The sequence below is a fragment of the Nocardioides sp. B129/18 genome, from assembly GCF_055282735.1.
Genome location: NZ_JBUZJI010000003.1, coordinates 105364 through 127138, shown reverse-complemented (window position 1 = coordinate 127138; position 21775 = coordinate 105364). Strand labels below are relative to the sequence as shown.

The window sequence follows — 21775 nt, the reverse complement described above, 5'->3', positions numbered from 1 at the left end:
GCCACCGCCGCCGGCTTCGAGGTCAGCGGCGACGGCGCCGCGGTGCGGGTCGAGCCGGCGCCCACCGCGTCCCCGCCGCCGGGTCAGAGCGCGGCTGCGACCGCCGACGCGGCCGCGCACGCCGCTGACGCGCGCTCGCACGCCGACCGGCTCGAGCGCGCGCTGCGCGACGTCGCCTCCGACGTCGACGCAGCCCGGCGCCTGGCCCGCTCGCGGGTGCGTCCCGTGCCCGACCTCGACGGACTCGAGGGCGGCCGCGGCGTCGCCCCCGCCCTCGACACCGGCGACGACGGCCTCGACGCCGACCTGCGCCACCTCCTCGCCGCCTACGCCGGCGCCCACGCCACCCTCGACCGCATCCGGGAGTCCGCATGACCACCACGGGCGACCTCGTCGTCGACTACCGCGCCCTCAACGACGCCGCCGCGGCGATGAAGACGGCCGCCAGCGCCATCGACAAGGCCGCCGCGGCCTTCATGGCCGACAGCGACGTCCCCGACGACGCCTTCACCGACAAGGGCGAGAAGGCAGCGGAGTGGTACCGCGAGCAGCGCGAGGCGATGCACCTCTACCTCGCGGCGTCCAAGCAGGCCTACGACGACATCGGGAAGGCCTACTCCTCGGCCGCTCTCGTGCTGCAGGTCGTCGAGTCGCGGCTGGCCCGTCACGCGCACGGCGGGGGCCACTGATGGCCTTCGGACTGCCGGGCTGGCCCGGCGGCGACCCCGACCGCCTGCGCGAGGCCGCGAAGGCCTGGACCACCGCCTCCAGCGACCTCACCAGCACCGTCACGACCGCCGACGGCGTCGTCCAGCGGGAGTTCGCGGCCCTCCACGGCAAGACCAAGACCGCCTACCTCAGCGTCTGGAACACCTACGCCGGCAAGGAGCGCAAGGCCGCCGAGGGCGCCACCACGGTGGCCGAGCAGGTCGACAAGGTCGCCGAGACCATCGACGAGGGCCACACGAAGTACAAGCACATCATCGCCGGCCTCACCGCGGCGGCCGCCGTCGGCGTGGTCGTCGGCTTCTTCACCTTCGGCGCGGGAGACCTCGTCGTCGACAGCGCGGCCGTCGGCACGGCCGCCACGGCGATCGCAGCACTCCTGGAGTGGCTCGGCACCACCATCGAGGCCGCGGCGATCGCCGACGTCATCGGCGACATGATCGTCGGCGCGCTCGTGGGAACCGAGTTCTCGGTGTTCCTGCAGGAGGGCGAGAGCCTCGGCGCGGGCAACGGCCTGTCGGTGCCCGACTTCTCCGACACCGCCGTCGCGGCGCTGACCGGGAGCCTGCTCGGCGCCGCATCGAAGGCCGGCGAGATCGTCGGCGACCTCAAGGGGCTCTCGGCCAGCGAGACCCTGCTGCTCAAGGGACTCAGCAGCGCCGGCCTGAGCGCCGGCGGGGCCATCACCAGCTCCGAGCTCGACGGCAAGGGCCTCGGCGACCTCGAGGACGTCCTGCTCGCAGCGGCGCTCGGCGCCGGCGGCGCCGGCCTGGAGTCCAGCCTCGCCGCGGCCAAGGGCACGATCGCTCGGATCTCCGCCCTCGGCGACAACGAGTCGCGGATCGCCGTCGACCTCGCAGCCCTCTACAAGGAGGACCCCGAGCTGCTCACGGCCATCCGCAACGACCCGTACCAGAGCGACGACATCCGCTACATGGCCGGCCAGTACCAGCAGCTCTTCGCCCACGACTCCGCGATCCTCGACAACGTGCCCGAGCTCGCCACCCTCCTCAAGCAGGATCCGGCCGAGGTCACCCGCGTCGTGCAGATGAACCAGGAGCTGGCCAGGATCGCGCACGACGTCCACATCCCGCACCCCGTCCGCTACGCCGTGTTCCGCAGCCTCGCCCACCACAGCACCGAGATCAGCGTGTCGTTCGAGGGATCCAGCGACGAGGTCAAGGACTGGGTCAAGGCACACCGCGAGGTCATGGAGGAGCTCGAGGAGAAGCTCAAGGAGGTCGGCGAGTGAGCGACGGCACCGCCACCCGGCACGACGTCGTCCGGATCCAGCCGGAGATGGGCCGCGAGCAGCGTCGCGCGGCGATCGAGGGGCTGCGACGCCGTGACGCCGTCGTCGAGCTGCCGGCCAGCTGGGAGCTGCGCCACGGCGACGCCGTGCACCGCGACCACCGCGACCCCCATCGGGGCGTCGCGAGCCTGCAGGGGCGGGCCCACCAGGTGCACGCCGAGCGAGCGGTGCCCGAGTACCGCGGCAGCGTCTTCGCCCCTCGCCGGAGCCTGCTCGACGTCCCGCTCTCCTTCGACGGCGACGTCGACCCCGCCGACGGCGTGGTCCGAGGCCGCGTCCGCTTCGAGAGTCGCGCCTACGGCCGCGCCCAGATCGTCCTGACGCTCGCGCTCGTGCCCTTGCTGACGTTCCTGGGATCGCTCGGCGGCTACGGGATCGTGCCGAGCCTGGCCGTGGCCGTGCTCGTCGCCGTGGCGCTCGGCTCGATCGTCGTCATCACCCCCCGCCGCCGCGCGGCGGCGATGCTGCGCGACCTCCAGCGGTTCGCCGCGCTCGCGGCCGGCGTCGAGGTCCCGTCCCGGTATCCGACGACGCCTCGCCCGCGCCGGGTGACATGAGCGAGCCGCCTGTCGCGTCGGTGCTCCCCGAGATGACGAAGGACCAGCGACGCGAGGCCATCGCGGCGCTGCGTGATCCGGCAGCCGTCGTCGAGGTGCCGGCCAGCTGGGAGCTGTGCCACGGCGACACGGTGCATCGCGATCACCAGTACTACGACCTCCGGGGGACGATCGAGTTCACCGGCCGGGCTTCGCGGGGCCACGCCGTGCGTCAACCGCCGGAGGATCGGGGGAACGTCTATGCCCCGCGGCGGAGCCCGCTGGACCCCCCATGACTTGCTCGGGCGACGTCGACCCGGCTCGGAAGGTGGTCCGCGGCACCGTCGACCTCGACGTGCGCTCGTACAACCGTCCGTTCCTGCTGCTCTCCCCGGCCATCATCGGTGGAATCGCGATCCTCGCGAGGCTGGACGACCAGTCATGGCTGGTGGGGGTTCTGATCGGTCTGGCCCTCGCAGCGGTGATGATTCGCCTGGGGTGGATCACCCCGCGGCGACGGGCCACGTGGATGCTGCCCGACCTCCAGCGCATCGCCGCGCTCGCCGCGGGCGTCGAGGTCAAGGCGCGCTACCCCGCCCAGGTGCGGCGTCCCCGCGAGCTCTGACCTCTCGCGCCACCGCCCCTGCGGGCGCGACTGGCCCTGCGGGCGCACCCGGCCCTAGGCTCGGGCCGCGGACAGGCTGGCCGGGCGACCGCGTCGTCCCGAACGAGAGGGAGGGACGCCGAGGAAGGTCCGGGCTCCACAGGGCAGCGTGGTGGGTAACGCCCACCCGGGGTGACCCGCGGGACAGTGCCACAGAGAACAGACCGCCTCCCCGCGCGAGCGGGGCGGTGAGGGTGAAACGGTGGGGTAAGAGCCCACCAGCGACCGGGGTGACCCGGCCGGCTCGGCAAACCCCACGCGGAGCAAGGTCGAACAGCACACGCTCGAGGGCGGCCCGCCCGAGTGTGCGGGTAGACCGCTGGAGCCCATCGGCGACGGTGGGCCGAGATGGATGGTCGCCCCCCGACGGCCCGTGAGGGCCCCGGGGACAGAACCCGGCCTACAGGCCAGCCTGTCCGCATCAGGCGCACCTCGCGGCGCGCGAAAGAGTTCTTCAAGGCCGCGCTCCTAGGTTCTCGGGACGTCACCCCTCCGACCCCGGGAGCCCTGCGATGAACCGCGTCCGACCCCTGCTCGCCCTGCCCGTCCTCGTCCTCCTCGGCACCTCGCTGCTCGCCGGCTGCGGCGGCGACTCCGAGCAGGAGCGGGCGAACCGCCAGGTGGAGGCCGTCCTCGGCGACGGCGCGAGCGTCGACGTCGACGACGACTCGGTCACCTTCGGCGACGGAGACCGCACCGTCACCACCGGCGCCGACCTGCCTGAGGACTTCCCCGAGGAGATCCGGCTGCTCGACGGCGACGTGCTCAGCGCGACGAGCGCGCTGGAGGGGAGCACCCGCACGTTCGCCGTCGTCATGACCCTCGACCAGGCGCCCGCGGACGCGGCGGCCGCCGCCCGCGACGCCCTCGTCTCGGGCGGCCTCACCGTGGCCTCGGAGAGCACGATGGACCAGCTGAGCATCGTGCGGCTCAGCGGCGAGGGCTACGACGTCGGCATCAACGCGGTGCCCGCCGACGACGGCTCCGGGACGCAGCTGATGTACACCGTGACGCCGTCCGGCTCCTGACCCGCGCGGGCCTCCGCACGGCAGTGCGCTAGGTTGTTCGAAGCGGCCTGCGCGCCGCACCGCTCCTAGCTGAAGAAGACCGGCACTCGGGAGTCGCACCTGCTGGGAGCTCCATGTCCCACGACGCCCTGCGTCGCCCCCTGGTCGTGCTCCACCTCGACGACTACCCCGTCGCCGTGGCGGGCCTGCGCCAGCTGCTCGCCCCCCATGCCCACCGCATCCGTCTGCTCCACCCCACCCCGGCCGCGGACTCCCCCCGTCCTGACGTCGTCCTCTTCGAGCCCGCTCGCATCTCCCCTGAGACGCGGGACCTCCTCGAGCGCCTCGAGGCCGACGAGCAGTCGCTGCGCGTCGCCTACAGCTGGGACGACGCCGGTCGTCGTCACCAGCCCTTCGTCTCCAAGTCCCTCGGCGCGCTCGAGCTGGTGGCCCGGCTCGAGGAGCTGATCCGCGAGCGCCGCCGCACCCGGCAGGTCCGGCTCGGCACGGCCCTCGAGGAGGCGCTCGGCAGCACCGGCACCGCCGGCGTGTTCGAGGCGCCCGAGGCCGAGTGGGTAGCGGAGCCGTCGGCCACCAGCGCCGTCTCCCCGGTCGGCCGGGTGCACCGCCTCTCGCGTCGCGAGGAGCAGGTGCTCGCGCTCGTCGGCCACGGGCTCACCAACCGCGAGATCGGCATCGAGCTCTACGTCAGCGTGAACTCGGTGAAGACCTACATCCGGGCGGCCTACCGCAAGGTCGGCGTGAACCGGCGCTCGCAGGCGGTCAGCTGGTGCGTGCAGCACGGGCTCTCCCCCGCGCTGCTCGGCCAGGAGGTGCGCCAGCAGATCGCCACGTCCCCCGGCTCCCTGGGGCAGCCGATGCCCACGGTCGAGCCGGAGGAGCCCTCCGAGTCCGAGCCCGCCTGAGCGGGTCCTCCAGCCTCAGGCCTCCTCGAGGGACTCCCGACGCTCGACGATCGCCTCGGCGAGGTCGCGCAGCGGCTGGTTGCGGTGGCTCGACCAGCGCAGCAGCACCTGGAAGGACTGGTCGAGGTCGAGGCCGTAGCGCTGCATGAGCATGCCCTGCGCGGCGCCGATGAGATGACGTGAGCGCACCGCGCGCTGGAGGCCGTCGACCAGGCGGGCGGCGTCGAGGGCGAGCGCGGCGTGGGTGGCGTAGACCTCGGCGAGGTCGAGGTCCTCGCGGCTGAAGGCGCCCGGCGTGCGGGCGTAGAGGTTGATCGCGCCGACCGGCTGCGGAGCGGGGTCGTCGACCGAGGGCAGCGCCGGCAGCTGCACGCTGATGACCGAGCGGACACCGAGGTCGGCCGCGATCCGGCCCCAGCGGGGCCACCGGGGATCCGACGCGGTGTCCTGGACGATGTGCGGCTCGCGGCTGAGCGCGGAGTCCAGGCAGGGACCCTCGCCGGTGTCGTACTGGGCGGAGTCGACCTGCGCGGCGCGGTCGTCGGTGGCGCCCACCGTCTCCAGGCGGCCGCGGGCCCGGCGCAGCGTCAGCCCGGCCCCGTCGGCCGCGGTGACGACCTCGAGGCAGTGCGCGACGACCTGCTCGAGCGTCTCCTCCTGGCCGCGCTCGAGCGCGAGGTCCTGGACGAGTCGCGCGAAGTAGGGAGCGTCGCGGGTCTCGCTCCCCTGCTGGGTGGTCACGGCGTCAGTCTGCCCGACCGCTCGTGGCCCCGCGACCGCCCGAAGGTGGAGAGCCCACGGGCTCCAGCCTCACCCGGCGCGACGCCGGATCGGCCTGCGTGACGCGCAGGGCGATCTCCTCGCCCAGCGGCAGCGTGACGCCCTCGGGTGCCTCCACGCGCGCCTCGACGGCCGGGTCGGCCACCACGACGGAGCCGGTGCGGCCGTCCTCGCGCACCTCCACCACCACGCCGCGCAGCTGCTCGCCCACGCGTCCGGCCAATACGCCGGCCTCGACGAGGTCGAGCAGGCCGCGCTCGTAGGCCGACGCGCGACGGGCCGCGCCGGCGAGCTCCTCGGGCAGCGCCGGGAGCGCCTCGCGGGCCCAGGACGGCACGTCGGTGCCGGCGGTCAGGGCCAGGCAGACCTCGCCGACGTAGCGGTCGCCGAGACGACGCAGCGGCGCCGTGCAGTGGGCGTACTCGGTCGCGAGGGCGGCGTGGAGCGGCTGGGCCGGGAGCGCCCCGTCGAAGGCGACGTAGCCGCTGCCCCGCAGCAGCCGGGTGCACGCGACGAGCATCGCGGCGTGGGCCGGGACGCCGGGGTCGAGCGTGCGGACGAAGTCGGGGTAGAGCATCTCCGCGGGCCAGTCCAGGTGGAGCGCCCGGGCGGTGCGGTGCAGACGCTGCACGTCGCGCGGGTCGGGCGGGGGCAGCGTCCGCAGCAGGCCCACGCCGCCGTAGACCATCATCGCGGCGGCCGCGAACCCGGTCAGCAGCGAGATCTGGGCGTTCCACTCCTCCACCGGCAGCTGACGGCGGTACTCCAGGCCCCAGCGGTCGCCGTCGACGACGATCTCCTGCTCGGGCAGCGGGAACGAGACCCCGCCGCGAGCGGCCTCGCGCCGCAGCCGCAGGCGACCGACCTCGCCGAGCAGCACCAGCCACTCCGGGGCGTCCGGCGTCTCGACCATGGCCTGGGCCTCGTCGTAGGTGAGCTGACGGGTGGAGCGCACGCGCGCCCGCTCGACCCGCGCGTCGATGCGCTCGCCCTCGGCGGTGAGGCGGATCGTCCACAGCAGCGCCGGCCGCACCTGCTCGGGCAGGAGCGAGGCGGCGTCCTCGCTGAGCACCGGCGGGTGCAGCGGCACCTTGGCGTCGGCGCCGTAGAGGGTCTCGCCGCGGCGGTGGGCCTCGAGGTCGACGGGGTCGCCGGCCGTCACGAAGGCCGCGACGTCCGCGATCGCGTAGTGGACGACGTAGCCGTCGCCGTCGCGCTCGAGGTGCAGCGCCTGGTCGAGGTCGCGCGCGCCCTCGGGGTCGATGGTGACGAAGGGGAGGTCGGTGCGGTCGAGGTCCGGCAGTCGCGGGGCGCGGGCGGCCTCCTCGGCGGCGCGCAGCACGTCGTCGGGGAACGCGGTGGCGACGTGCAGCTCGGCCTGCAGGGCCGCGACGCCGTCGCGCAACAGGGCTGCGGCGACCTCGGCGTCGGTGGCATCGGCACGGACCCGGAGCACGCGGTTGCTCGGCATGAGGGCACGATAGCCACACCATGCTCATCCTCCTGCCGCCCAGTGAGGGCAAGGCCGTGCCGACGCGCGGCAAGCCGCTCGACCTGGACTCCCTCTCCTCCCCGTCCCTCACCGACGCGCGCGCCCGGATCCTCGACGCGCTGGTCGAGCTGTGCTCCGGCGACCCCGCCGCCGCGGCGGCCACCCTGGGCGTCGGCAGCACCCAGCACGACCTCGTCGAGCTCGACGCCGGCCTGCGCACCGCGCCCACCGCCCGCGCCGACGCGATCTACACCGGCGTGCTCTACGACGCGCTCGGCCTCGCGACCCTCTCGGCCGCCGCCAAGCGCCGCGCGACCGCCCGCGTCGGCGTCACCTCCAGCCTGTTCGGCCTCGTGCGCCCCGCCGACCGCATCCCCTCCTACCGCCTCTCCGGCGACACCACCCTCCCCGGCCTCGGACCGGTGGCCGGCGTCTGGCGCGAGCACCTCGGCCCGGCTCTCACCGACGCCCTCGGCCCGGGTCTGCTGGTCGACCTCCGCTCGACCTCCTACGCCGCCTTCTGGCGCCCGCCGGCCGACCTCGCCCCGCGCGTCGCGACCGTGCGCGTGCTCCACGAGGTCGGCGGCGTCCGCAAGGTCGTCAGCCACTTCAACAAGGCCACCAAGGGCCGCATCGTGCGCGCGCTGCTCGAGGAGGGCGCCGCCCCGCGCACGCCGGCTGCCCTGGCCGAGGTCCTGCGCGACCTCGGATGGGTGGTCGAGCTCGGTGCTGCCGGCGCGAAGGGCACGCAGCTGGACGTGGTGGTGGCGGAGCTCTAGGCCTGTCGCCTCTCCTCGGGGCCTGCTTCTTGCCTCCTCCTCGCCGTCGCCGACCTCCTGGTTCGCCTCGCGTTGAAAGGCGCAGCCAGGCGGGCGGGGCATCCGGCCCTGCATCGGTGCGCGGCCGCCGCCGGTCCCGGTGGTCGAGCGCCACTCCGGTGGTCGATCACCATCAGACCCCGGTGCTCGAGCCTGTCGAGACCCCCCGCAGCCGCGCACATCGGGTATGCACAAGGCCTTCAGTTCGAACTGGTGTTCGGATAGAATGAGGCATGGCCACTCGGAAGCCCCCCACCGCACCGCGCAGCGAGATCCTGCGCGACGCGATGCAGGCCCGGGCACTCGAGGACGCCGCCGGCCGGGAGATCCTTCAGCGGGCCGCGGACTGGGCGCTGGCCCACGTGGTCGCTGATGCCGGTGATGCTGCGTTCCTCGACGGCTGTCACACCCTCGTGCCGTTGGCCGGCGACGGGGCGCCGATGGTCTCGGAGTACGCGTGTGACGAGATCGCCGCGGTGCTGGGCATGACCACGGAGTCGGGGCGGATCTTCGTGGGCCAGGCCCTCGAGGCCTGCTGCCGTCTGCCGCGGCTGTGGACGCGGCTGGTCGACGGGGAGGTCACGTCCTGGCAGGTGCGCCGGATCGCGGAGCGCACGATGATCCTGTCGGCGGAGGCGGCTGCTCGTGCTGATGAGCTCCTCGCCGCGTACGCCCATTCGATCGGGCCGGTCGCGATCATGCGGGCCGTCAATCTGGCCGAGCAGCAGGTCGATCCCGAGGCTGCCGCGATCCGCCAACGGCTCGAGGCCGACGACCGCAGGTTCGACGTCGCCGTCGACCAGCCCAGTCTGGATGGCACCGTCGACGTCCACGGCCGGATGGACCGGGAGGACGCGATCGACCTGGACGCCGCTCTCGCGGAGTTGGCCCACCAGGCCCTCGCGCTCGGCTCCACCGACTCCCTCGACGCACGTCGTGCGTGGGCTGCTGGACAGCTCGGGCGGGAGCACCTCGACCTCCCAGACCCGTCGGTGGTCGAGCCTGTCGAGACCCCCGCACCCAGACGCCGACGCGAGACGATCCTCTACGTCCACCTCTCCGCCGACGCCCTCGGCGACATCGGCCCCATCGCGACGCTCGAGGCCACGCGATCCCCGCTGCTCCTCGACGCCGTGAAGGGCTGGTGCGCAGGCTCGTCGAAGGTGACGATCCGGCCCGTCCTCGACCTCGCCGCCGAACGTCACTGCGAGTCCTACGAGGCTGCACCCCTCCTCCGCGAGCAAGTCATCGTCCGCGACCGCACCTGCGTCTTCCCCCACTGCCGACGCCCCGCCAGGCGCGCCGACCTCGACCACATCGACCCGTTCGACTCCGGCGGCCCGACCTCGTCGTGGAACCTCGCCTGCCTGTGCAGGCACCACCACCGGTCGAAGACGCATTCCGGGTGGCGCTACCGGCCCGACCCCGAGCATCCAGGGCACCATCTGTGGACCAGCCCCACCGGCGTCTGCTTCCGACGCGGACCCACCGGCACCGTCATGCTCCTCGACGACCCCGCCGAGCAACCAGCGACCACCTGAGCACCCCAGCCCGCGACCGAGGCCCGGTCCCGGGCTGCCGGTGCGCCGTCACTCGCTCAGGCGGCGGTGGCGACGCAGGCGGCGCAGGCCGTCGGCGTCCGGAGCGGTGGCGGGGCGAAGAGCGGCCTCGAGGCGCGGGCGGACGACGTCGGGGTCGAGATCCAGGCCGATGGCGACGAGGTCGCTGGACTCCCCCGCCGGGTGGTCGACCACGTGCAGCATCCGGCCCACCACGTGCACCACCTGGCCGCGCGACCCCGAGGGCGTCGGCACCGTCAGCGTGCCCTTCATCCGGTAGGCGCCCGGGGGCGGGTCCTCGAGGAGGTCCAGCAGCGGTCCCGGGTCGACCGGGCCCGGCACCGAGACGCTGACGGGCGCCGCGTGCGTGTGGCCGTGGTGGGCATCGTGCCCGTGCCCCGGAGACGGGTGGTCGGCCCACGGGTCCTCGCCGCGCAGGAGCGCGCCGAGCGGGAGCTCGTCGGGCGGGTCCTCGGTGGCGGCGACGTCGTAGACGAGGGCGGGGTCGAGGCGGCCGCGGTCGAGGGCGACGACGGGCGCGGTGGAGCCGGCCTCGCGGACCCTCGCCTCGATCCGGGCCAGGCGCTCGGCGCGCTCGGACTCGGGGACGAGGTCCAGCTTGGTGACGCCCACCAGCGAGGCGACGGCATGCCGTGCCGGCGGGGTGCCGCGGCCGTCGGGGTCGACGGTGCGGAAGTGCTCGACGGCGTCGACGAGGTCGACGACGCCTCCGAGACGCGCGTGCTCGGCCCCGCTGAAGCGGATCATCCGGGCGAGGGCTCCCGGCTCGGCGACGCCGCTGGCCTCGACGATGACGGCGTCGAGCGCCAGGCGCGGGGCGGTGAGGCGCTCGAGGGCCTCGTCGAAGCCGTCGGAGTCGTCGAGGCAGCACAGGCAGCCGCCGGAGATCGCGGCCGCGGAGTCGACCTGGCCGGCCACGAGGGCGGCGTCGACGTTGATGACGCCGAAGTCGTTGACGACCACGCCTAGCCGCGCGCCGGGCCGGCGCAGCAGGTGGTTGAGCACCGTGGTCTTGCCGGCCCCGAGATGGCCGGTGAGGGCGATGACGGGGACGCGACGCATGGCTCAGATCCTGCCTCGTAGGGTCGGGGCATGACGATCCGGCATGTCCTCTTCGACGCCGACGGCGTGCTGCAGCACGTGCCCGACGGCTGGTTCGCCCCGCTCGAGCCACTGCTGGGCGAGCAGGCCGAGGCGTTCGTGCAGCGCGTCTGGGAGCTCGAGCATCCGATGATGCAGGGCGAGGGCGACTTCGTCGAGGTGCTCCAGCAGGTGCTCGACGAGCACGGGAGCAGCCGCACGCCCGCAGAGGTGCAGACGGCGGCCTGGCACGACATCGCGCTGATCGAGGAGTCCATCGACCTGGTGCACGCCGTGCGCGCCGCGGGCTACGGCGTCCACCTCGCCAGCAACCAGGAGCGCCACCGGGCCGCCTACATGCGCACCACCCTCGGCTTCGACGAGCTCTTCGACGTCAGCTGCTACTCCTACGACCTCGGCCACGCCAAGCCGTCGCCGGCCTACTTCGAGGCCGCGGTGGAGCGCATCGGCATCGCGCCGCAGGAGGGCCTGTTCATCGACGACCGCGCCGACAACGTGGAGTCCGCCCGCAGCGTCGGCCTCGCGGGGGTGCACTGGCACCACGAGCTGGGCCACGCGGCGCTGCGCGAGCAGCTGGCCGCGCACGGCGTCGTGCTCAGCTGCTGACGAGCGGCTCCGGCTCCATCTGACGCTGCCAGAGCACCGCGCCGGTGCCGTCGTGGAGCCGGACGTCGAGCACGCCGGAGGCGGCGATCGCCAGCTCGCCGAAGTACTGGTTCTCCGGACGCGGGGTGATGTCGAGCCGGTCCTCCTGCTCGCCCTGGGAGAAGACCACCTGCGGGCCGAAGGTCGCGTCGAGCACGGCGTCCTTGGTGTGGAACGGCGAGGCCGCCATCGGCCCGGAGACCAGCTCCCAGAACGGGTCGAAGTCGGTGAAGGCCGCGCGCTCGGGGTGGTAGTGGTGCGCGGCGGTGTAGTGGACGTCGGTGGTCACCCACAGCACGTTGCGGATCCGGTGCCGCTTGATCGCGGCGAGCACCCGCGCGATCTCCGGCTCGCGACCGAGCGGACGCCTCGGGTCGCCGTTCGCGGGGCCGTCGAGGTCGGTGGCGCGGTTGGACGGCGTGGAGAGCGGCTGGTCGGCGGAGATGACCTTCCAGGTGGCCCGCGAGGCCTTGAGCGAGGCGATGAGCCACTCCTCCTGGCGCTGGCCGAGGATGCCGGCCTCCCGCTCGGTCTGCGGGTCGTTGGCGGCGTTCGGCGCCCGCCAGCTGCGCATGTCGAGGCAGAACAGGTCGAGGTGCTGCCCGCGCGGCACCCGCCGGTAGAGGCGACGCGGGACGAAGCCGTCGTCGCCGCGGTCGGCGAACCGGCCGATCGGCACCGGCTGGTACTCCTGCCACGCGCGGCGGCCCCGGGCGGCGAGCACGTCGACGCGACGCTCGCGGTAGCGGTCGTCGTCGAGCACCTCGCCGGGATACCAGTTGTTGCAGGTCTCGTGGTCGTCCCACTGCACGACCGACGGCACCGTGCGGTGCATCGCCAGGACGTTCTCGTCCATGAGCTGGTAGCGGTGGCGTCCGCGGAACTCCGTCAGGGTCTCGGCGACCTTGGCGACCTCGGGCGTCATCTCGTTGACCCAGGTGGAGCCGTCGTCGACCCGGCGGCGCTCCACCATCGGCTCGTCGGCGTAGATGGTGTCGCCGTTGTGGACGAACAAGTCCGGCTGCAGCGCGGCGATGGCGGCGAAGGTGGTCATGCCGCCGCGGGCGCGGTCGATGCCCCAGCCCTGGCCGTTGACGTCGCCGGACCACACGATCGTCTGCGCCGCGGCGTGGACCGGCGCGGTGCGGAAGGTCAGCACCTGCGCGGCGGTGCGCTCCCCCGGACCGTGCTCGAACCAGACACGAGCCGTGTGGTCGCGCCCCGGACGCAGCCCGGCCAGTCGGGTGCGCGCGGTGAGGTCGAGCCGCCCGTCGGTCCACGGCCCGCGGACGACCCGCGACGCGCGACCGTCGTCGACCTCCAGCATCAGGCGCCCCGGGCGGGGTGCGCGCGCCCAGACGATCGCCGAGTCGGTGCTCACCTCCCCCGAGCGCACGGCCGAGACGGGCTCGGAGAGCCGCAGCAGCGACGGCGCCTCGCGACGCACCAGCAGCGGCGCCGCGACGACCGACAGGCCGCCGAGGACGCTCGCCCGGCGACCGACGCGCAGGGCGGTCGAGGCGGAGGTGAGGGAGGGGGTGGGGAGCTCGCTCCAGGAGGCCACGTCCCGTCACGCTGGTGGGGCCGGACGACCCCGCGGCCACCGGCAGTGGACGCCGAGGTGGCCGTCACCTCAACTCTGGCTCACCAGCCCCGTCTCCTACCCGTCACCAGATGCCCGGCTCCAGCGTCGAGCGCGACGGCGGCAGCGCGTTGTAGAGCCGCAGGGAGGGGCGCAGGCCCCCGCCGTCGTGGTCGGGGTGGTAGCCGATGACCGACACCGACGCCGGGGTGAGCTCCATGCGGAAGACCGCCGCGAGGGGCGCGTCGAGGGCATCGGCGACGAGGGTCTTGATCGGGGTGACGTGGCTGACGACCACCACGGTGCGGCCGGAGTGACGCTGCAGGGTGCGCTCGAGCCCGGCGTGGACGCGGGCCTCGACGTCGCGGAAGGACTCCCCGCCGGGCGGCGGGGTGTCCAGCGAGCCGAGCCACGCGCTCAGACCGGACTGGTCGCGCTCGGCGACCTCGCTGAAGGTGAGGCCGTCCCAGTCGCCGAACTCCATCTCGGCGAAGCCGGGCTCCTCCTCGACCGGCAGGCCGAGGGCGTCGGCGACGATCTGCGCGGACTCGCGGGTGCGACGCACCGGCGAGGCGACGATCGCCGCGACGTCCTCGCCGAGCCCGGCCAGCCACGCGGCGGCCGCCTGGATCTGCGCGCGGCCGTCGTCGCTGAGGCCGGGGTTGTCGCCGCCCAGGCCGCCGGAGAACCGCTTGGCGGCGGTGTGCACGGTGACGCCGTGCCGCAGCAGGATGAGAGTGGTCGAGGCTGCGCCGGCGGCCGACCAGCCCCGGGCCGGAGCCTGCTGGGAGGCGGCGTCCTCGGAGGTCTCGACCTCCTCGACGAGCGAGTCGTCGCCGGGCGCGGTGGAGATCTCGTCGCCGTCGAGGGCGAGGTTGACCAGCCGGTCGGCCGCGGTGTTCTGCGCCCGCGGGACCCAGGTGTAGGTGACGTCGTCGGGAGCCAGGGCCCGGGCCCGCTCGGCGCGGGCGGCGAGGTCGGGGTGCTTGATGCGCCAGCGGCCCGAGAGCTGCTCGACGACGAGCTTGGAGTCCAGGCGGGCCTCCACCGCCGCGCCGGGCGCGTGGTCGCGGGCCAGGCGCAGCCCGGCGATGAGGCCCTCGTACTCCGCGGCGTTGTTCGTGGCGACGCCGAGGCGTCGGCCCTCCTCGGCGATCACCGCGCCGGTGGCGGCGTCGGTGAGCACGGCGCCGTAGGCGGCCGGGCCCGGGTTGCCGCGCGAGCCGCCGTCGGCGTGGACGACGACCGCGCGGGTCACAGACCCGACTCCGAGGTGCGCACGAGGATGCGCGAGCACTCCTCGCAGCGCAGCACCTCGTCGATCGGTGCGGCCTTGATCTGGGCCAGGATCGCGGGGTCGAGGGTGATCTGGCAGCCGGTGCAGCGACGCTGGTGCAGCGGGGCCGCGCCGATGCCGCCCTTGCTGGCGCGCAGGCGCTCGTAGAGGGCGAGCAGCTCGCCGGGGATCGCCTCGGCGAACGGGCCGCGGGAGCGCTCGACGTCGGCGAGCCGGGCGTCGATCTCGGCGAAGCGGGCGTCGCGGGCCTCGGCGAGGGCGGCGAGGCGCTCGTCGGCGGCGGCGAGCTCGCCGGCGAGGGAGTCGAGGGCCCCCTGGGCCTCCTCGACGCGCTCCATGACCTCCAGCTCGTCGTCCTCGAGGCTGCGGATGCGCCGCTCCAGCGAGGAGAGCTCGGCGACGAGGCGCTCGAGGGCCTTCGGGTCGGACACCTGGCCGGCGTCGACGCGCTGCTGGTCGCGGGCGCGTCGGGCCTTGGCCTGCTCGACGTCGGCGTCGACCTTGGCCTGCTCGGCGGCGAGGTCGTCGACGACGATGCGCTGGTCGGTGATGCGTCCGGCGAGCTCGGCCCGGCTGCGGGCGAGCCCCGCGATCTCGGCCACCTCGGGCACGGCGCCGCGCTGGTGGCGCAGCTGGTCGGCGGAGGTGTCGAGGTCCTGCAGCTCCAGGAGCTCGAGCTGGACGGACGGTTCGGCTCTCACCAACGGGCTCCTCTGCGAACGGCTACCTACGAAGTGTCCACGGGTCGGTGCACGTGGTGCTGACCCGGACGGACACCGTAGCGCCGTCGGCGGCCTCGCCCACGATCGCGGCCTCCAGCCGCCGCGCCAGCACGGGCAGCCAGGTCCACTCGGCGGCCCAGTGGGCGACGTCGACGAGCGCGGGGCCGCCCTCCTCGAGGTGCTCGGAGGCGGGGTGGTGACGCAGGTCGCTGGTGAGGTAGACGTCGGCGTCGGTGCGCGCGACGTCGCCGAGCAGGAAGTCGCCCGCGCCGCCGCACACCGCGACCCGGCGCACCGGGCGCTCGGGGTCGCCGGCGGCCCGCACGCCGTGGGCGGTGGCGGGCAGCGCTGCGGCGACGCGCTCGACGAAGCCGGCGAGGGTGGTGGGCTCGACGTCGCCGATGCGTCCGGTGCCGGTCGTGGCCAGACCCGGGTCGGCGAGCTCGACGACGTCGTAGGCGGGCTCCTCGTAGGGGTGCGCGGCGAGCATGGCGGCCACGACGGCCGAGCGCGCCCGCCGGGGAAGCACCACCTCGACGCGCTCCTCCTCCACGGTCTCGGGCACGCCGATCTCGCCGATGGCGGGCCGGGCGCCCTCGAGCGGACGGAACCGGCCCTCGCCGCGGGTGGAGAAGGAGGCGGAGTCGTAGTCGCCGATGCGTCCGGCGCCGGCGTCGGCCAGCGCCGCGCGCAGACGGGCGGCGTCGGGCACCGGGACGTAGACGGTGAGCTTGTCGCGCGGCTGCGCCGGCGCCGGGAGGATCGGCGCGAGCCCGGTGAGCCCGACCGCGTGGGCGAGCGCCTCGGAGACCCCGCCCTCGGCCTGGTCGGCGTTGGTGTGGGCGGTGAGGAGCGCGCAGCCGGCCTCGGCCAGCGTCAGGACGGTGCGGCCCTTGGCGGTGGCCGAGGTGAACCCGTGCACCGGCTTGAGGAAGAGCGGGTGGTGGACGATCAGCAGGTCCGCGCCCCACGCCGCGGCCTCCTGGGCCACCGCGGGCGCGGGGTCGACGGCGAGGAGGACCTTGCGCACGGGGCGGTCGAGGCGCCCGTGCACCAGGCCCACCCGGTCCCAGGAGTCGGCGGTGCCCGGCGGATACCAGGCGTGGACCAGGTCGACGACGTCGCTCAGCGTGGGCACGCAGGCGATCCTGCCAGGCCGGTGGCCGGCGGCGCCTCTAGTTGACCTGGCGGTCGCGCCCCTCCCAGTACGGCGCGCGCAGCTTGAACTTCTGCAGCTTGCCGGTGGCGGTGCGGGCCAGCTCGTCGCGGAACTCCACCGACGTCGGCGCCTTGTAGCCGGCCGCCTTCTCCTTGCACCAGGCGATCAGCTCGGCCTCGGTGGCCTGCGCGCCCTCGGCGAGGACGACGAGCGCCTTGATGGTCTCGCCCCACTTCTCACTCGGGACGCCGATGACCGCGACCTCCGCGATGGCCGGGTGGGAGAACAGGACGTCCTCCACCTCGATCGAGGAGACGTTCTCGCCGCCGGTGATGATGACGTCCTTCTTGCGGTCGCTGATGGTGAGGTAGCCGTCGTCGCCGATGACGCCGCCGTCGCCGGTGTGGAACCAGCCGCCGGCCAGCGCGCGGGCGCTCTCCTCGGGCTGGTCCCAGTAGCCCTCGAGCACGACGTTGGAGCGGGCGAGCACCTCGCCGGCGCTCTCCTCGGAGTCGTCGATCGCGAGGGTGACGCCGAGCGCCGGCGCCCCGGCGCGGGTCAGCAGGGCGGCGCGCTCCAGCGCCGGCAGGTCGTCCCACTCGGCGCGGCGCCGGTTGATGGTCAGCAGCGGCGAGGTCTCGGTGAGTCCGTAGATCTGGATGAACTCCCAGCCGAGCTCCTCCTCGACGCGCGCGACGGTCTTCGTCGGCGGCGGGGCGCCGGCCATGATGATGCGCACCTTGTCGCGGCCGGGGATCTCGCCCTCCCAGGTCTGCGCGGCCTCGAGGATCGAGGCGGCCACCGCGGGCGCGGCGCACATGATGGTGACGCCGTGGTCGCGCACGCGACGGAGGATCTCGGCGCCGTCGATCTTGCGGATGACGACCTGGGTGGCGCCGACGCCGGTGGTGGCGAAGGGCATGCCCCAGCCGTTGGCGTGGAACATCGGCAGCGTGTGGAGGTAGACGTCGCGGTCGCTGAGCGTGGTGTGCATGGCGAAGGTGACGGCGTTGGTCCAGATGTTGCGGTGGGTGATCTGCACGCCCTTGGGTCGCGCCGTGGTGCCGGAGGTGTAGTTGATGCAGGCCGTGGCGGTCTCGTCGTGCTCCCACGGCACGGGCTCGACGCCGGGGGCGGCGTAGAGGTCGGCGTCGTCCTGCCCGATGACGACCTTGATCTCGGCCTTCACCTCCGCCAGCTCCTCGGCCAGCTCGGGGTCGATGACGAGCATCCGCGCGCCCGAGTGCTCGACGATGTAGGAGACCTCGTCGGGACGCAGGCGGAAGTTCACCGGCACCAGCACGCGTCCGAAGCCGGCGACGCCGTAGAAGGCGGTGAGCAGGCGGGCGCTGTTGTGGGAGACGTAGGCGACGCGCTCGCCGACCCCGATGCCGAGCTGGTCGAGGCGAGCGGCGTGCCGGCGGGCGAGATCGCCGAGCTCGGCGTAGGTGAGCGAGCCCTCGGCGGCACCCCCCAGGGCCGGGGCGGGCTGCATCGGCTCGTCGACGACGCCGACGCGATCGCCGTAGACGGCGACGGCGCGGTCGAGGAAGTCGGTGACGCTGAACGGGACGTGCATGGGGCCCTCCTACGACGGGTCGTGTGACGCCGACCACCCTAGGCCGCCGTCGTAGGCCGCCACCTCCGGCCCGGCTCGGGGATCGCCGTCCGGTCGCCGCCTGCGCCCGACGGCGCTCGGGCGGCGCCGAGCGGACCCCGGTGAGAGTTCGCTCATGAGATGACATCCGCGCAGGCGCCGCGAGATGATCGCCACACCATGAACCGCTCCTGGCCCGCCGTCGCGATGCTCGGCCTCACCCTGCCCCTCGTCGGGTACGTCGCCGGCGTGGTCACCACCGCCGGCGCCGACACGCCCCCGAGCCGCCCGCCGCTGCTCATCGGCCAGGAGCTCGACCCCGCGGCGACCCTCGCCCCGACCCGCAGCCCGGCGCCCTCGCGGGCGCCCGCCCCCTCCGCCACGCCCGGCTCGGACGCGCCCGCGTCCGCCGGCGGCAGCACGACCGGCGCACCCGCCTCCACCGGCGACCAGACGCCCGCCGGCACCGCCGGCACCTCGCGCACGGGTTCGCGCGGCTCCAGCGGCGACGCGAGCCGCTCCTCGTCCACGGGCACGCAGGGCTCCCGCGGCTCACACGGCACGCGCGGATCGGTCCGCGGCGCCGAGGACCAGGTGGGCTCGGTCCGCGGCGGCGGTCGCGGCTCGGGCGTGCGCGACATCGACCCCGAGGTCGAGGACGTCCCCGGCGCCGAGCTGAGCGCCGGCCCCGGACAGGGCGGCTCCGACGACTCCGACGACGACTCCGGTCACGGGTCAGGTCACGGGTCGGGCCACGGGTCGGGCCACGGGTCAGGTCACGGGTCAGGTCACGGGTCAGGTCACGGGTCAGGTCACGGGTCGGGCCACGGGCGCGGCCATGACCGGGGCGACGACGGCGACGACGGCGGCCGCGACCGTCGCGGACGCTGACGCCCCGCGGGCAGACCGACCGCGCCGCCGGCGGCGGCCGGGGCGCCAGGGAGGACGACATGCCAGCGAGCGCGCGCCCGCGCAGCCGCACCCGCGGCCTGCGCGGCCGGCTGCCGCTGCTCTCGGTGCGTGTGCGCATCATGGCGGTGGTCGCGCTCCTGGTCACCGCGACGCTGACCCTCGCGGGCCTCATCGTCTTCGCCGTCGAGCACGAGCGCATCGACGAGCAGACCACCCAGCAGATCGACCAGGAGCTCGCGGAGCTCACCCGGCTCCAGCGCTCCCCCGACGACTGGGTCGTCGACGGATCCCCGCGCGCCTCCGACCTGCTCGACACCTTCCTGCGGCGCAACGTGCCCGAGCCCGACGAGATCCTCGTCAGCTGGTACGACGACCAGGCGCAGCGGTCCTCGCCCTCGGGCAGCGCCGACGAGGCCGGCTCGCCCGAGGTGGCCCGCACCGTGCGCGCGCTGCTGCCGGCGGGCGGGTCCACCGAGGTCGATCTCGGCGAGTACGGGCGCACGCGGATCACCGTCCAGGCGGTCTCCTCGGGAGCCGATCCCGAGGCCGGCGCCCTGGTGATCATCACCTACCTCGAGCCCGGGCAGCAGGGCCTGCGCGAGACCCTGCGCACCTACCTCGTCGTCGCCCTGCTCTCGCTCCTGCTGGTCATCGGCATCGCCGGCTGGGCCGCGGGACGCCTCCTCGCGCCGTTGCGCGTGCTGCGCCAGACCGCGGAGGAGATCTCCGACTCCGACCTCTCGCGCCGCATCCCGACCAGCGGCAACGACGACATCACCGCCCTGACCCGCACCGTGAACACGATGCTGGAGCGGCTGGAGGAGTCCTTCGCCGGTCAGCGTCGCTTCCTCGACGACGCCGGCCACGAGCTGCGCACCCCGCTCACCGTGCTGCGCGGGCACCTCGAGCTCCTCGACGCCGGCGACCCCGCCGACGTCGAGGAGACGCGGACGCTGCTGCTCGACGAGATCGACCGGATGTCGCGCCTGGTGGGCGAGCTCATCCTGCTGGCGAAGTCCGACCGTCCCGACTTCCTCACGCCCGGCGCCACCGACGTCGCCGCGATGACCGACTCCGTCGCGGCCAAGGCGCGGGGGCTGGCCGATCGCACGTGGGTCGTCGACGCCCGCGCCGAGGTCACGGCGATGCTCGACGACCAGCGCCTCACCCAGGCGCTCCTCCAGCTGGCCCACAACGCCGTCAAGCACACCGACCGCGGCGACGTGATCGGCATCGGCTCCGCGACCGAGGGCGGCCTCCTGCGCCTGTGGGTGCGCGACGTCGGCCCGGGCATCCCCGCCGCCGACCGCGCGACCGTGCTGGAGCGCTTCGGCCGCAGCGCCGTCACCGCCGACGACGAGGGCTTCGGCCTCGGCCTCTCGATCGTCCGCGCGATCGCCGAGGCGCACGGCGGCACCGTGGTCATCGAGGACGCGGTGCCCCGGGGCGCACTGGTCGAGCTCCGGGTGCCCCTACGCTTCCCTGAGCCGCCCACCATCGAGGAGCTCGCATGGCCCACATCCTGATCGTCGAGGACGAGAGCAGGATCTCCTCGTTCCTGGCCAAGGGGCTGCGCGCCGACGGCCACGAGACGACGGTGCTGCCCGATGGCCAGGCCGGTCTCGACGAGGCCCTCACCGGGCGTCACGACCTGATGGTCCTCGACATCGGGCTGCCGACCATCGACGGCTACACCGTGCTGGAGCGGCTGCGGGCCAGCGGCTCGACGATGCCGGTGATCGTGCTGACCGCCCGCGACTCCGTCACCGACACCGTCTCGGCCCTCGACGGCGGCGCCGACGACTACATGGCCAAGCCCTTCCGCTTCGCCGAGCTCCAGGCCCGCATCCGGCTGCGCCTGCGGATGGCCGAGGCCGCCAGCGCCGGCCCGGAGGTGCTCCGGGCCGGTGCGGTGGAGCTCGACCTGCGCACGCGCCGGGCCAGCGTCGGCGAGCAGTCGGTGGACCTCTCGGCCCGCGAGTTCGCGCTGGCCGAGTACCTCATGCAGCACGCCGGCCAGGTGCTCACCCGTGAGCAGCTGCTCGAGCGGGTCTGGGGCTTCGACTTCGACCCCGGCTCCAACGTCGTCGACGTCTACATCGGCTACCTGCGCCGCAAGCTCGGCTCCGGCGCGATCACGACGGTGCGCGGCATGGGCTACCGCTTCGAGTCCTGAGGCTCGCTCAGAGAGCCCCGTCGAGGATCAGCACGACGCCGAAGAGCGCGAACAGCACGGCCGCGCCGATCTTGATGACCTTCTCGGGCAGGCGACGGCCCAGGACGGCGCCCACGACGATCGCGAGGGCGTCCGCGGCGACCATGCCCAGGGTCGAGCCGATCCAGGTGCCCAGCCAGCCCTCCTGGGTGGCCAGGGTGATGGTGGCCAGCATCGTCTTGTCGCCGAGCTCGGCGAGGAAGAACGCGACGCCGACGGCGATCAGCGCCGCGCCCGTGCTGTTGCGGGCCTTGGCGGCCTCGTCCTCGGTGAGCTCGTCGCCACGCAGCGTCCAGGCCGCGAAGCCGAGGAACGCGACGCCGGCGACGATGGAGATGACGCCCTGGTAGTCGGCGAACTGGTCGCCGATCACCGCGCCGATGCCCACCGAGGCGAGATGGACGACCGCCGTCGCCACCGTGATGCCGATCAGCACGTCGCGGGCGCGGTAGCGCGCGGCGAAGGTCATCGCCATCAGCTGGGACTTGTCGCCGAGCTCGGCCACGAAGATGACCGCCGTGCTCAACAGGAAGGCGTACATGGGTTCCTCTCCTCGTGCCCGGCCGAGGAGAGCGCCTGTCGAGGGGACTCTTTCGACCAGGCGATGTCGGTGCCCGCGGGTGCGGGCACGTGCCATGGTCGAAAGTCTCGTCCGCCACCGCGAGCGGTGGCCTGCCGTACCGGACCGCAGGGCGGTCAGTGTG

23 protein-coding genes and 1 other RNA gene are annotated in these 21775 nt (G+C 74.2%); 15 read left to right on the top strand and 9 right to left on the bottom strand.

Annotated elements, in window-relative coordinates; all coding sequences use genetic code 11:
- The 9 genes from ACZDWJ_RS03425 to ACZDWJ_RS03385 form a co-directional block, all read left to right on the top strand.
- Positions 1-375: hypothetical protein (locus ACZDWJ_RS03425; protein WP_463519512.1), on the top strand; the 375-nt coding region annotated here is incomplete at its 5' end.
- Positions 372-689 (top strand): hypothetical protein, encoded by a 318-nt coding sequence (locus tag ACZDWJ_RS03420; protein WP_463519511.1) that lies wholly within the window; start codon positions 372-374, stop codon positions 687-689. The genes ACZDWJ_RS03425 and ACZDWJ_RS03420, both read left to right, overlap by 4 nt.
- Positions 689-1978 (top strand): WXG100-like domain-containing protein, encoded by a 1290-nt coding sequence (locus ACZDWJ_RS03415; protein WP_463519510.1) that lies wholly within the window; start codon positions 689-691, stop codon positions 1976-1978. The genes ACZDWJ_RS03420 and ACZDWJ_RS03415 overlap by 1 nt, the downstream gene beginning before the upstream one ends.
- Positions 1975-2595, top strand: coding sequence for a hypothetical protein (locus ACZDWJ_RS03410; RefSeq protein ID WP_463519509.1), 621 nt, complete (start codon positions 1975-1977; stop codon positions 2593-2595). The genes ACZDWJ_RS03415 and ACZDWJ_RS03410 overlap by 4 nt, the downstream gene beginning before the upstream one ends.
- Positions 2592-2870, top strand: a complete 279-nt coding sequence (locus ACZDWJ_RS03405) for a hypothetical protein (RefSeq protein WP_463519508.1) — start codon at positions 2592-2594, stop codon at positions 2868-2870. The genes ACZDWJ_RS03410 and ACZDWJ_RS03405 overlap by 4 nt, the downstream gene beginning before the upstream one ends.
- Positions 2867-3199, top strand: coding sequence for a hypothetical protein (locus ACZDWJ_RS03400; RefSeq protein ID WP_463519507.1), 333 nt, complete (start codon positions 2867-2869; stop codon positions 3197-3199). The genes ACZDWJ_RS03405 and ACZDWJ_RS03400 overlap by 4 nt, the downstream gene beginning before the upstream one ends.
- Before the next feature lie 72 nt (positions 3200-3271).
- Positions 3272-3657, top strand: an RNA gene (rnpB, locus tag ACZDWJ_RS03395) — RNase P RNA component class A.
- A gap of 93 nt (positions 3658-3750) precedes the next feature.
- Entirely contained in the window at positions 3751-4266 is a 516-nt protein-coding gene (locus ACZDWJ_RS03390) for a hypothetical protein (RefSeq protein WP_463519506.1), read from the top strand.
- A gap of 113 nt (positions 4267-4379) precedes the next feature.
- Positions 4380-5171 carry a helix-turn-helix transcriptional regulator gene (locus tag ACZDWJ_RS03385; protein WP_463519505.1) on the top strand — a complete coding sequence of 264 codons (792 nt, stop codon included), beginning with the start codon at positions 4380-4382 and terminating at the stop codon, positions 5169-5171.
- 15 nt (positions 5172-5186) lie between these two features.
- Here ACZDWJ_RS03385 and ACZDWJ_RS03380 read toward each other — a convergent pair whose 3' ends face one another.
- Both ACZDWJ_RS03380 and ACZDWJ_RS03375 read right to left on the bottom strand, forming a co-directional pair.
- A complete protein-coding gene (locus ACZDWJ_RS03380) occupies positions 5187-5912 on the bottom strand; it encodes a GAF and ANTAR domain-containing protein (protein ID WP_463519504.1) in 726 nt (241 codons plus the stop codon).
- A 4-nt stretch (positions 5913-5916) separates the two neighbouring features.
- A complete protein-coding gene (locus ACZDWJ_RS03375; protein WP_463519503.1) occupies positions 5917-7422 on the bottom strand; it encodes an RNB domain-containing ribonuclease in 1506 nt (501 codons plus the stop codon).
- Between the two features lie 20 nt (positions 7423-7442).
- On the opposite strand from ACZDWJ_RS03375, the gene yaaA reads away from it, so the two are divergent.
- Positions 7443-8222, top strand: coding sequence for a peroxide stress protein YaaA (gene yaaA, locus ACZDWJ_RS03370; RefSeq protein ID WP_463519502.1), 780 nt, complete (start codon positions 7443-7445; stop codon positions 8220-8222).
- Positions 8223-8494: 272 nt separating this feature from the next.
- Complete coding sequence (locus tag ACZDWJ_RS03365) at positions 8495-9802, top strand: HNH endonuclease signature motif containing protein (protein WP_463519501.1); 1308 nt, start codon at positions 8495-8497, stop codon at positions 9800-9802.
- A 48-nt stretch (positions 9803-9850) separates the two neighbouring features.
- Here ACZDWJ_RS03365 and ACZDWJ_RS03360 read toward each other — a convergent pair whose 3' ends face one another.
- Entirely contained in the window at positions 9851-10903 is a 1053-nt protein-coding gene (locus ACZDWJ_RS03360; protein WP_463519500.1) for a CobW family GTP-binding protein, read from the bottom strand.
- 30 nt (positions 10904-10933) lie between these two features.
- Here ACZDWJ_RS03360 and ACZDWJ_RS03355 point away from each other — a divergent pair, with 30 nt between their 5' ends.
- On the top strand, positions 10934-11548 hold the full coding sequence (locus ACZDWJ_RS03355; RefSeq protein ID WP_463519499.1) for an HAD family hydrolase: 615 nt from the start codon (positions 10934-10936) through the stop codon (positions 11546-11548).
- Here ACZDWJ_RS03355 and ACZDWJ_RS03350 read toward each other — a convergent pair.
- The 5 genes from ACZDWJ_RS03350 to ACZDWJ_RS03330 form a co-directional block, all read right to left on the bottom strand.
- Positions 11538-13151, bottom strand: coding sequence for an alkaline phosphatase D family protein (locus tag ACZDWJ_RS03350; RefSeq protein ID WP_463519498.1), 1614 nt, complete (start codon positions 13149-13151; stop codon positions 11538-11540). The genes ACZDWJ_RS03355 and ACZDWJ_RS03350 overlap by 11 nt on opposite strands.
- 103 nt (positions 13152-13254) lie before the next feature.
- The gene (locus ACZDWJ_RS03345; protein WP_463519497.1) at positions 13255-14427 is read right to left on the bottom strand and encodes a bifunctional RNase H/acid phosphatase; all 1173 of its coding nucleotides are present in this window, start codon (positions 14425-14427) and stop codon (positions 13255-13257) included.
- Positions 14424-15167 carry a zinc ribbon domain-containing protein gene (locus tag ACZDWJ_RS03340; protein WP_463519496.1) on the bottom strand — a complete coding sequence of 248 codons (744 nt, stop codon included), beginning with the start codon at positions 15165-15167 and terminating at the stop codon, positions 14424-14426. Before ACZDWJ_RS03340 ends, ACZDWJ_RS03345 begins: the two co-directional genes overlap by 4 nt.
- Positions 15168-15189: 22 nt before the next feature.
- Positions 15190-16326 carry a Nif3-like dinuclear metal center hexameric protein gene (locus tag ACZDWJ_RS03335; RefSeq protein WP_463519495.1) on the bottom strand — a complete coding sequence of 379 codons (1137 nt, stop codon included), beginning with the start codon at positions 16324-16326 and terminating at the stop codon, positions 15190-15192.
- A 37-nt stretch (positions 16327-16363) separates the two neighbouring features.
- Complete coding sequence (locus ACZDWJ_RS03330) at positions 16364-17926, bottom strand: AMP-binding protein (RefSeq protein WP_463519494.1); 1563 nt, start codon at positions 17924-17926, stop codon at positions 16364-16366.
- A 198-nt stretch (positions 17927-18124) separates the two neighbouring features.
- Between ACZDWJ_RS03330 and ACZDWJ_RS03325 the strand changes: the two genes are divergently transcribed.
- Genes ACZDWJ_RS03325 through ACZDWJ_RS03315 form a run of 3 tightly spaced genes read left to right on the top strand, consistent with a single transcriptional unit; the run spans position 18125 to position 21032 of the window.
- The gene (locus ACZDWJ_RS03325; protein WP_463519493.1) at positions 18125-18835 is read left to right on the top strand and encodes a hypothetical protein; all 711 of its coding nucleotides are present in this window, start codon (positions 18125-18127) and stop codon (positions 18833-18835) included.
- A gap of 59 nt (positions 18836-18894) precedes the next feature.
- Complete coding sequence (locus ACZDWJ_RS03320) at positions 18895-20382, top strand: sensor histidine kinase (RefSeq protein ID WP_463519492.1); 1488 nt, start codon at positions 18895-18897, stop codon at positions 20380-20382.
- The gene (locus ACZDWJ_RS03315) at positions 20367-21032 is read left to right on the top strand and encodes a response regulator transcription factor (protein WP_463519491.1); all 666 of its coding nucleotides are present in this window, start codon (positions 20367-20369) and stop codon (positions 21030-21032) included. The genes ACZDWJ_RS03320 and ACZDWJ_RS03315 overlap by 16 nt, the downstream gene beginning before the upstream one ends.
- A gap of 7 nt (positions 21033-21039) precedes the next feature.
- Here ACZDWJ_RS03315 and ACZDWJ_RS03310 read toward each other — a convergent pair whose 3' ends face one another.
- Complete coding sequence (locus tag ACZDWJ_RS03310; protein WP_463519490.1) at positions 21040-21612, bottom strand: TMEM165/GDT1 family protein; 573 nt, start codon at positions 21610-21612, stop codon at positions 21040-21042.
- Between the last annotated feature and the right edge of the window lie 163 nt (positions 21613-21775).

Bases quoted from the DNA above. Each gene is read 5' to 3' on its own strand.
- ACZDWJ_RS03420 (WP_463519511.1), top strand. From the start codon at position 372: ATGACCACCACGGGCGACCTCGTCGTCGACTACCGCGCCCTCAACGAC.
- ACZDWJ_RS03415 (WP_463519510.1), top strand. From the start codon at position 689: ATGGCCTTCGGACTGCCGGGCTGGCCCGGCGGCGACCCCGACCGCCTG.
- ACZDWJ_RS03405 (WP_463519508.1), top strand. From the start codon at position 2,592: ATGAGCGAGCCGCCTGTCGCGTCGGTGCTCCCCGAGATGACGAAGGAC.
- ACZDWJ_RS03400 (WP_463519507.1), top strand. From the start codon at position 2,867: ATGACTTGCTCGGGCGACGTCGACCCGGCTCGGAAGGTGGTCCGCGGC.
- ACZDWJ_RS03390 (WP_463519506.1), top strand. From the start codon at position 3,751: ATGAACCGCGTCCGACCCCTGCTCGCCCTGCCCGTCCTCGTCCTCCTC.
- ACZDWJ_RS03385 (WP_463519505.1), top strand. From the start codon at position 4,380: ATGTCCCACGACGCCCTGCGTCGCCCCCTGGTCGTGCTCCACCTCGAC.
- ACZDWJ_RS03375 (WP_463519503.1), bottom strand. From the start codon at position 7,422: ATGCCGAGCAACCGCGTGCTCCGGGTCCGTGCCGATGCCACCGACGCC.
- yaaA (WP_463519502.1), top strand. From the start codon at position 7,443: ATGCTCATCCTCCTGCCGCCCAGTGAGGGCAAGGCCGTGCCGACGCGC.
- ACZDWJ_RS03365 (WP_463519501.1), top strand. From the start codon at position 8,495: ATGGCCACTCGGAAGCCCCCCACCGCACCGCGCAGCGAGATCCTGCGC.
- ACZDWJ_RS03360 (WP_463519500.1), bottom strand. From the start codon at position 10,903: ATGCGTCGCGTCCCCGTCATCGCCCTCACCGGCCATCTCGGGGCCGGC.
- ACZDWJ_RS03355 (WP_463519499.1), top strand. From the start codon at position 10,934: ATGACGATCCGGCATGTCCTCTTCGACGCCGACGGCGTGCTGCAGCAC.
- ACZDWJ_RS03330 (WP_463519494.1), bottom strand. From the start codon at position 17,926: ATGCACGTCCCGTTCAGCGTCACCGACTTCCTCGACCGCGCCGTCGCC.
- ACZDWJ_RS03325 (WP_463519493.1), top strand. From the start codon at position 18,125: ATGAACCGCTCCTGGCCCGCCGTCGCGATGCTCGGCCTCACCCTGCCC.
- ACZDWJ_RS03320 (WP_463519492.1), top strand. From the start codon at position 18,895: ATGCCAGCGAGCGCGCGCCCGCGCAGCCGCACCCGCGGCCTGCGCGGC.
- ACZDWJ_RS03315 (WP_463519491.1), top strand. From the start codon at position 20,367: ATGGCCCACATCCTGATCGTCGAGGACGAGAGCAGGATCTCCTCGTTC.
- ACZDWJ_RS03310 (WP_463519490.1), bottom strand. From the start codon at position 21,612: ATGTACGCCTTCCTGTTGAGCACGGCGGTCATCTTCGTGGCCGAGCTC.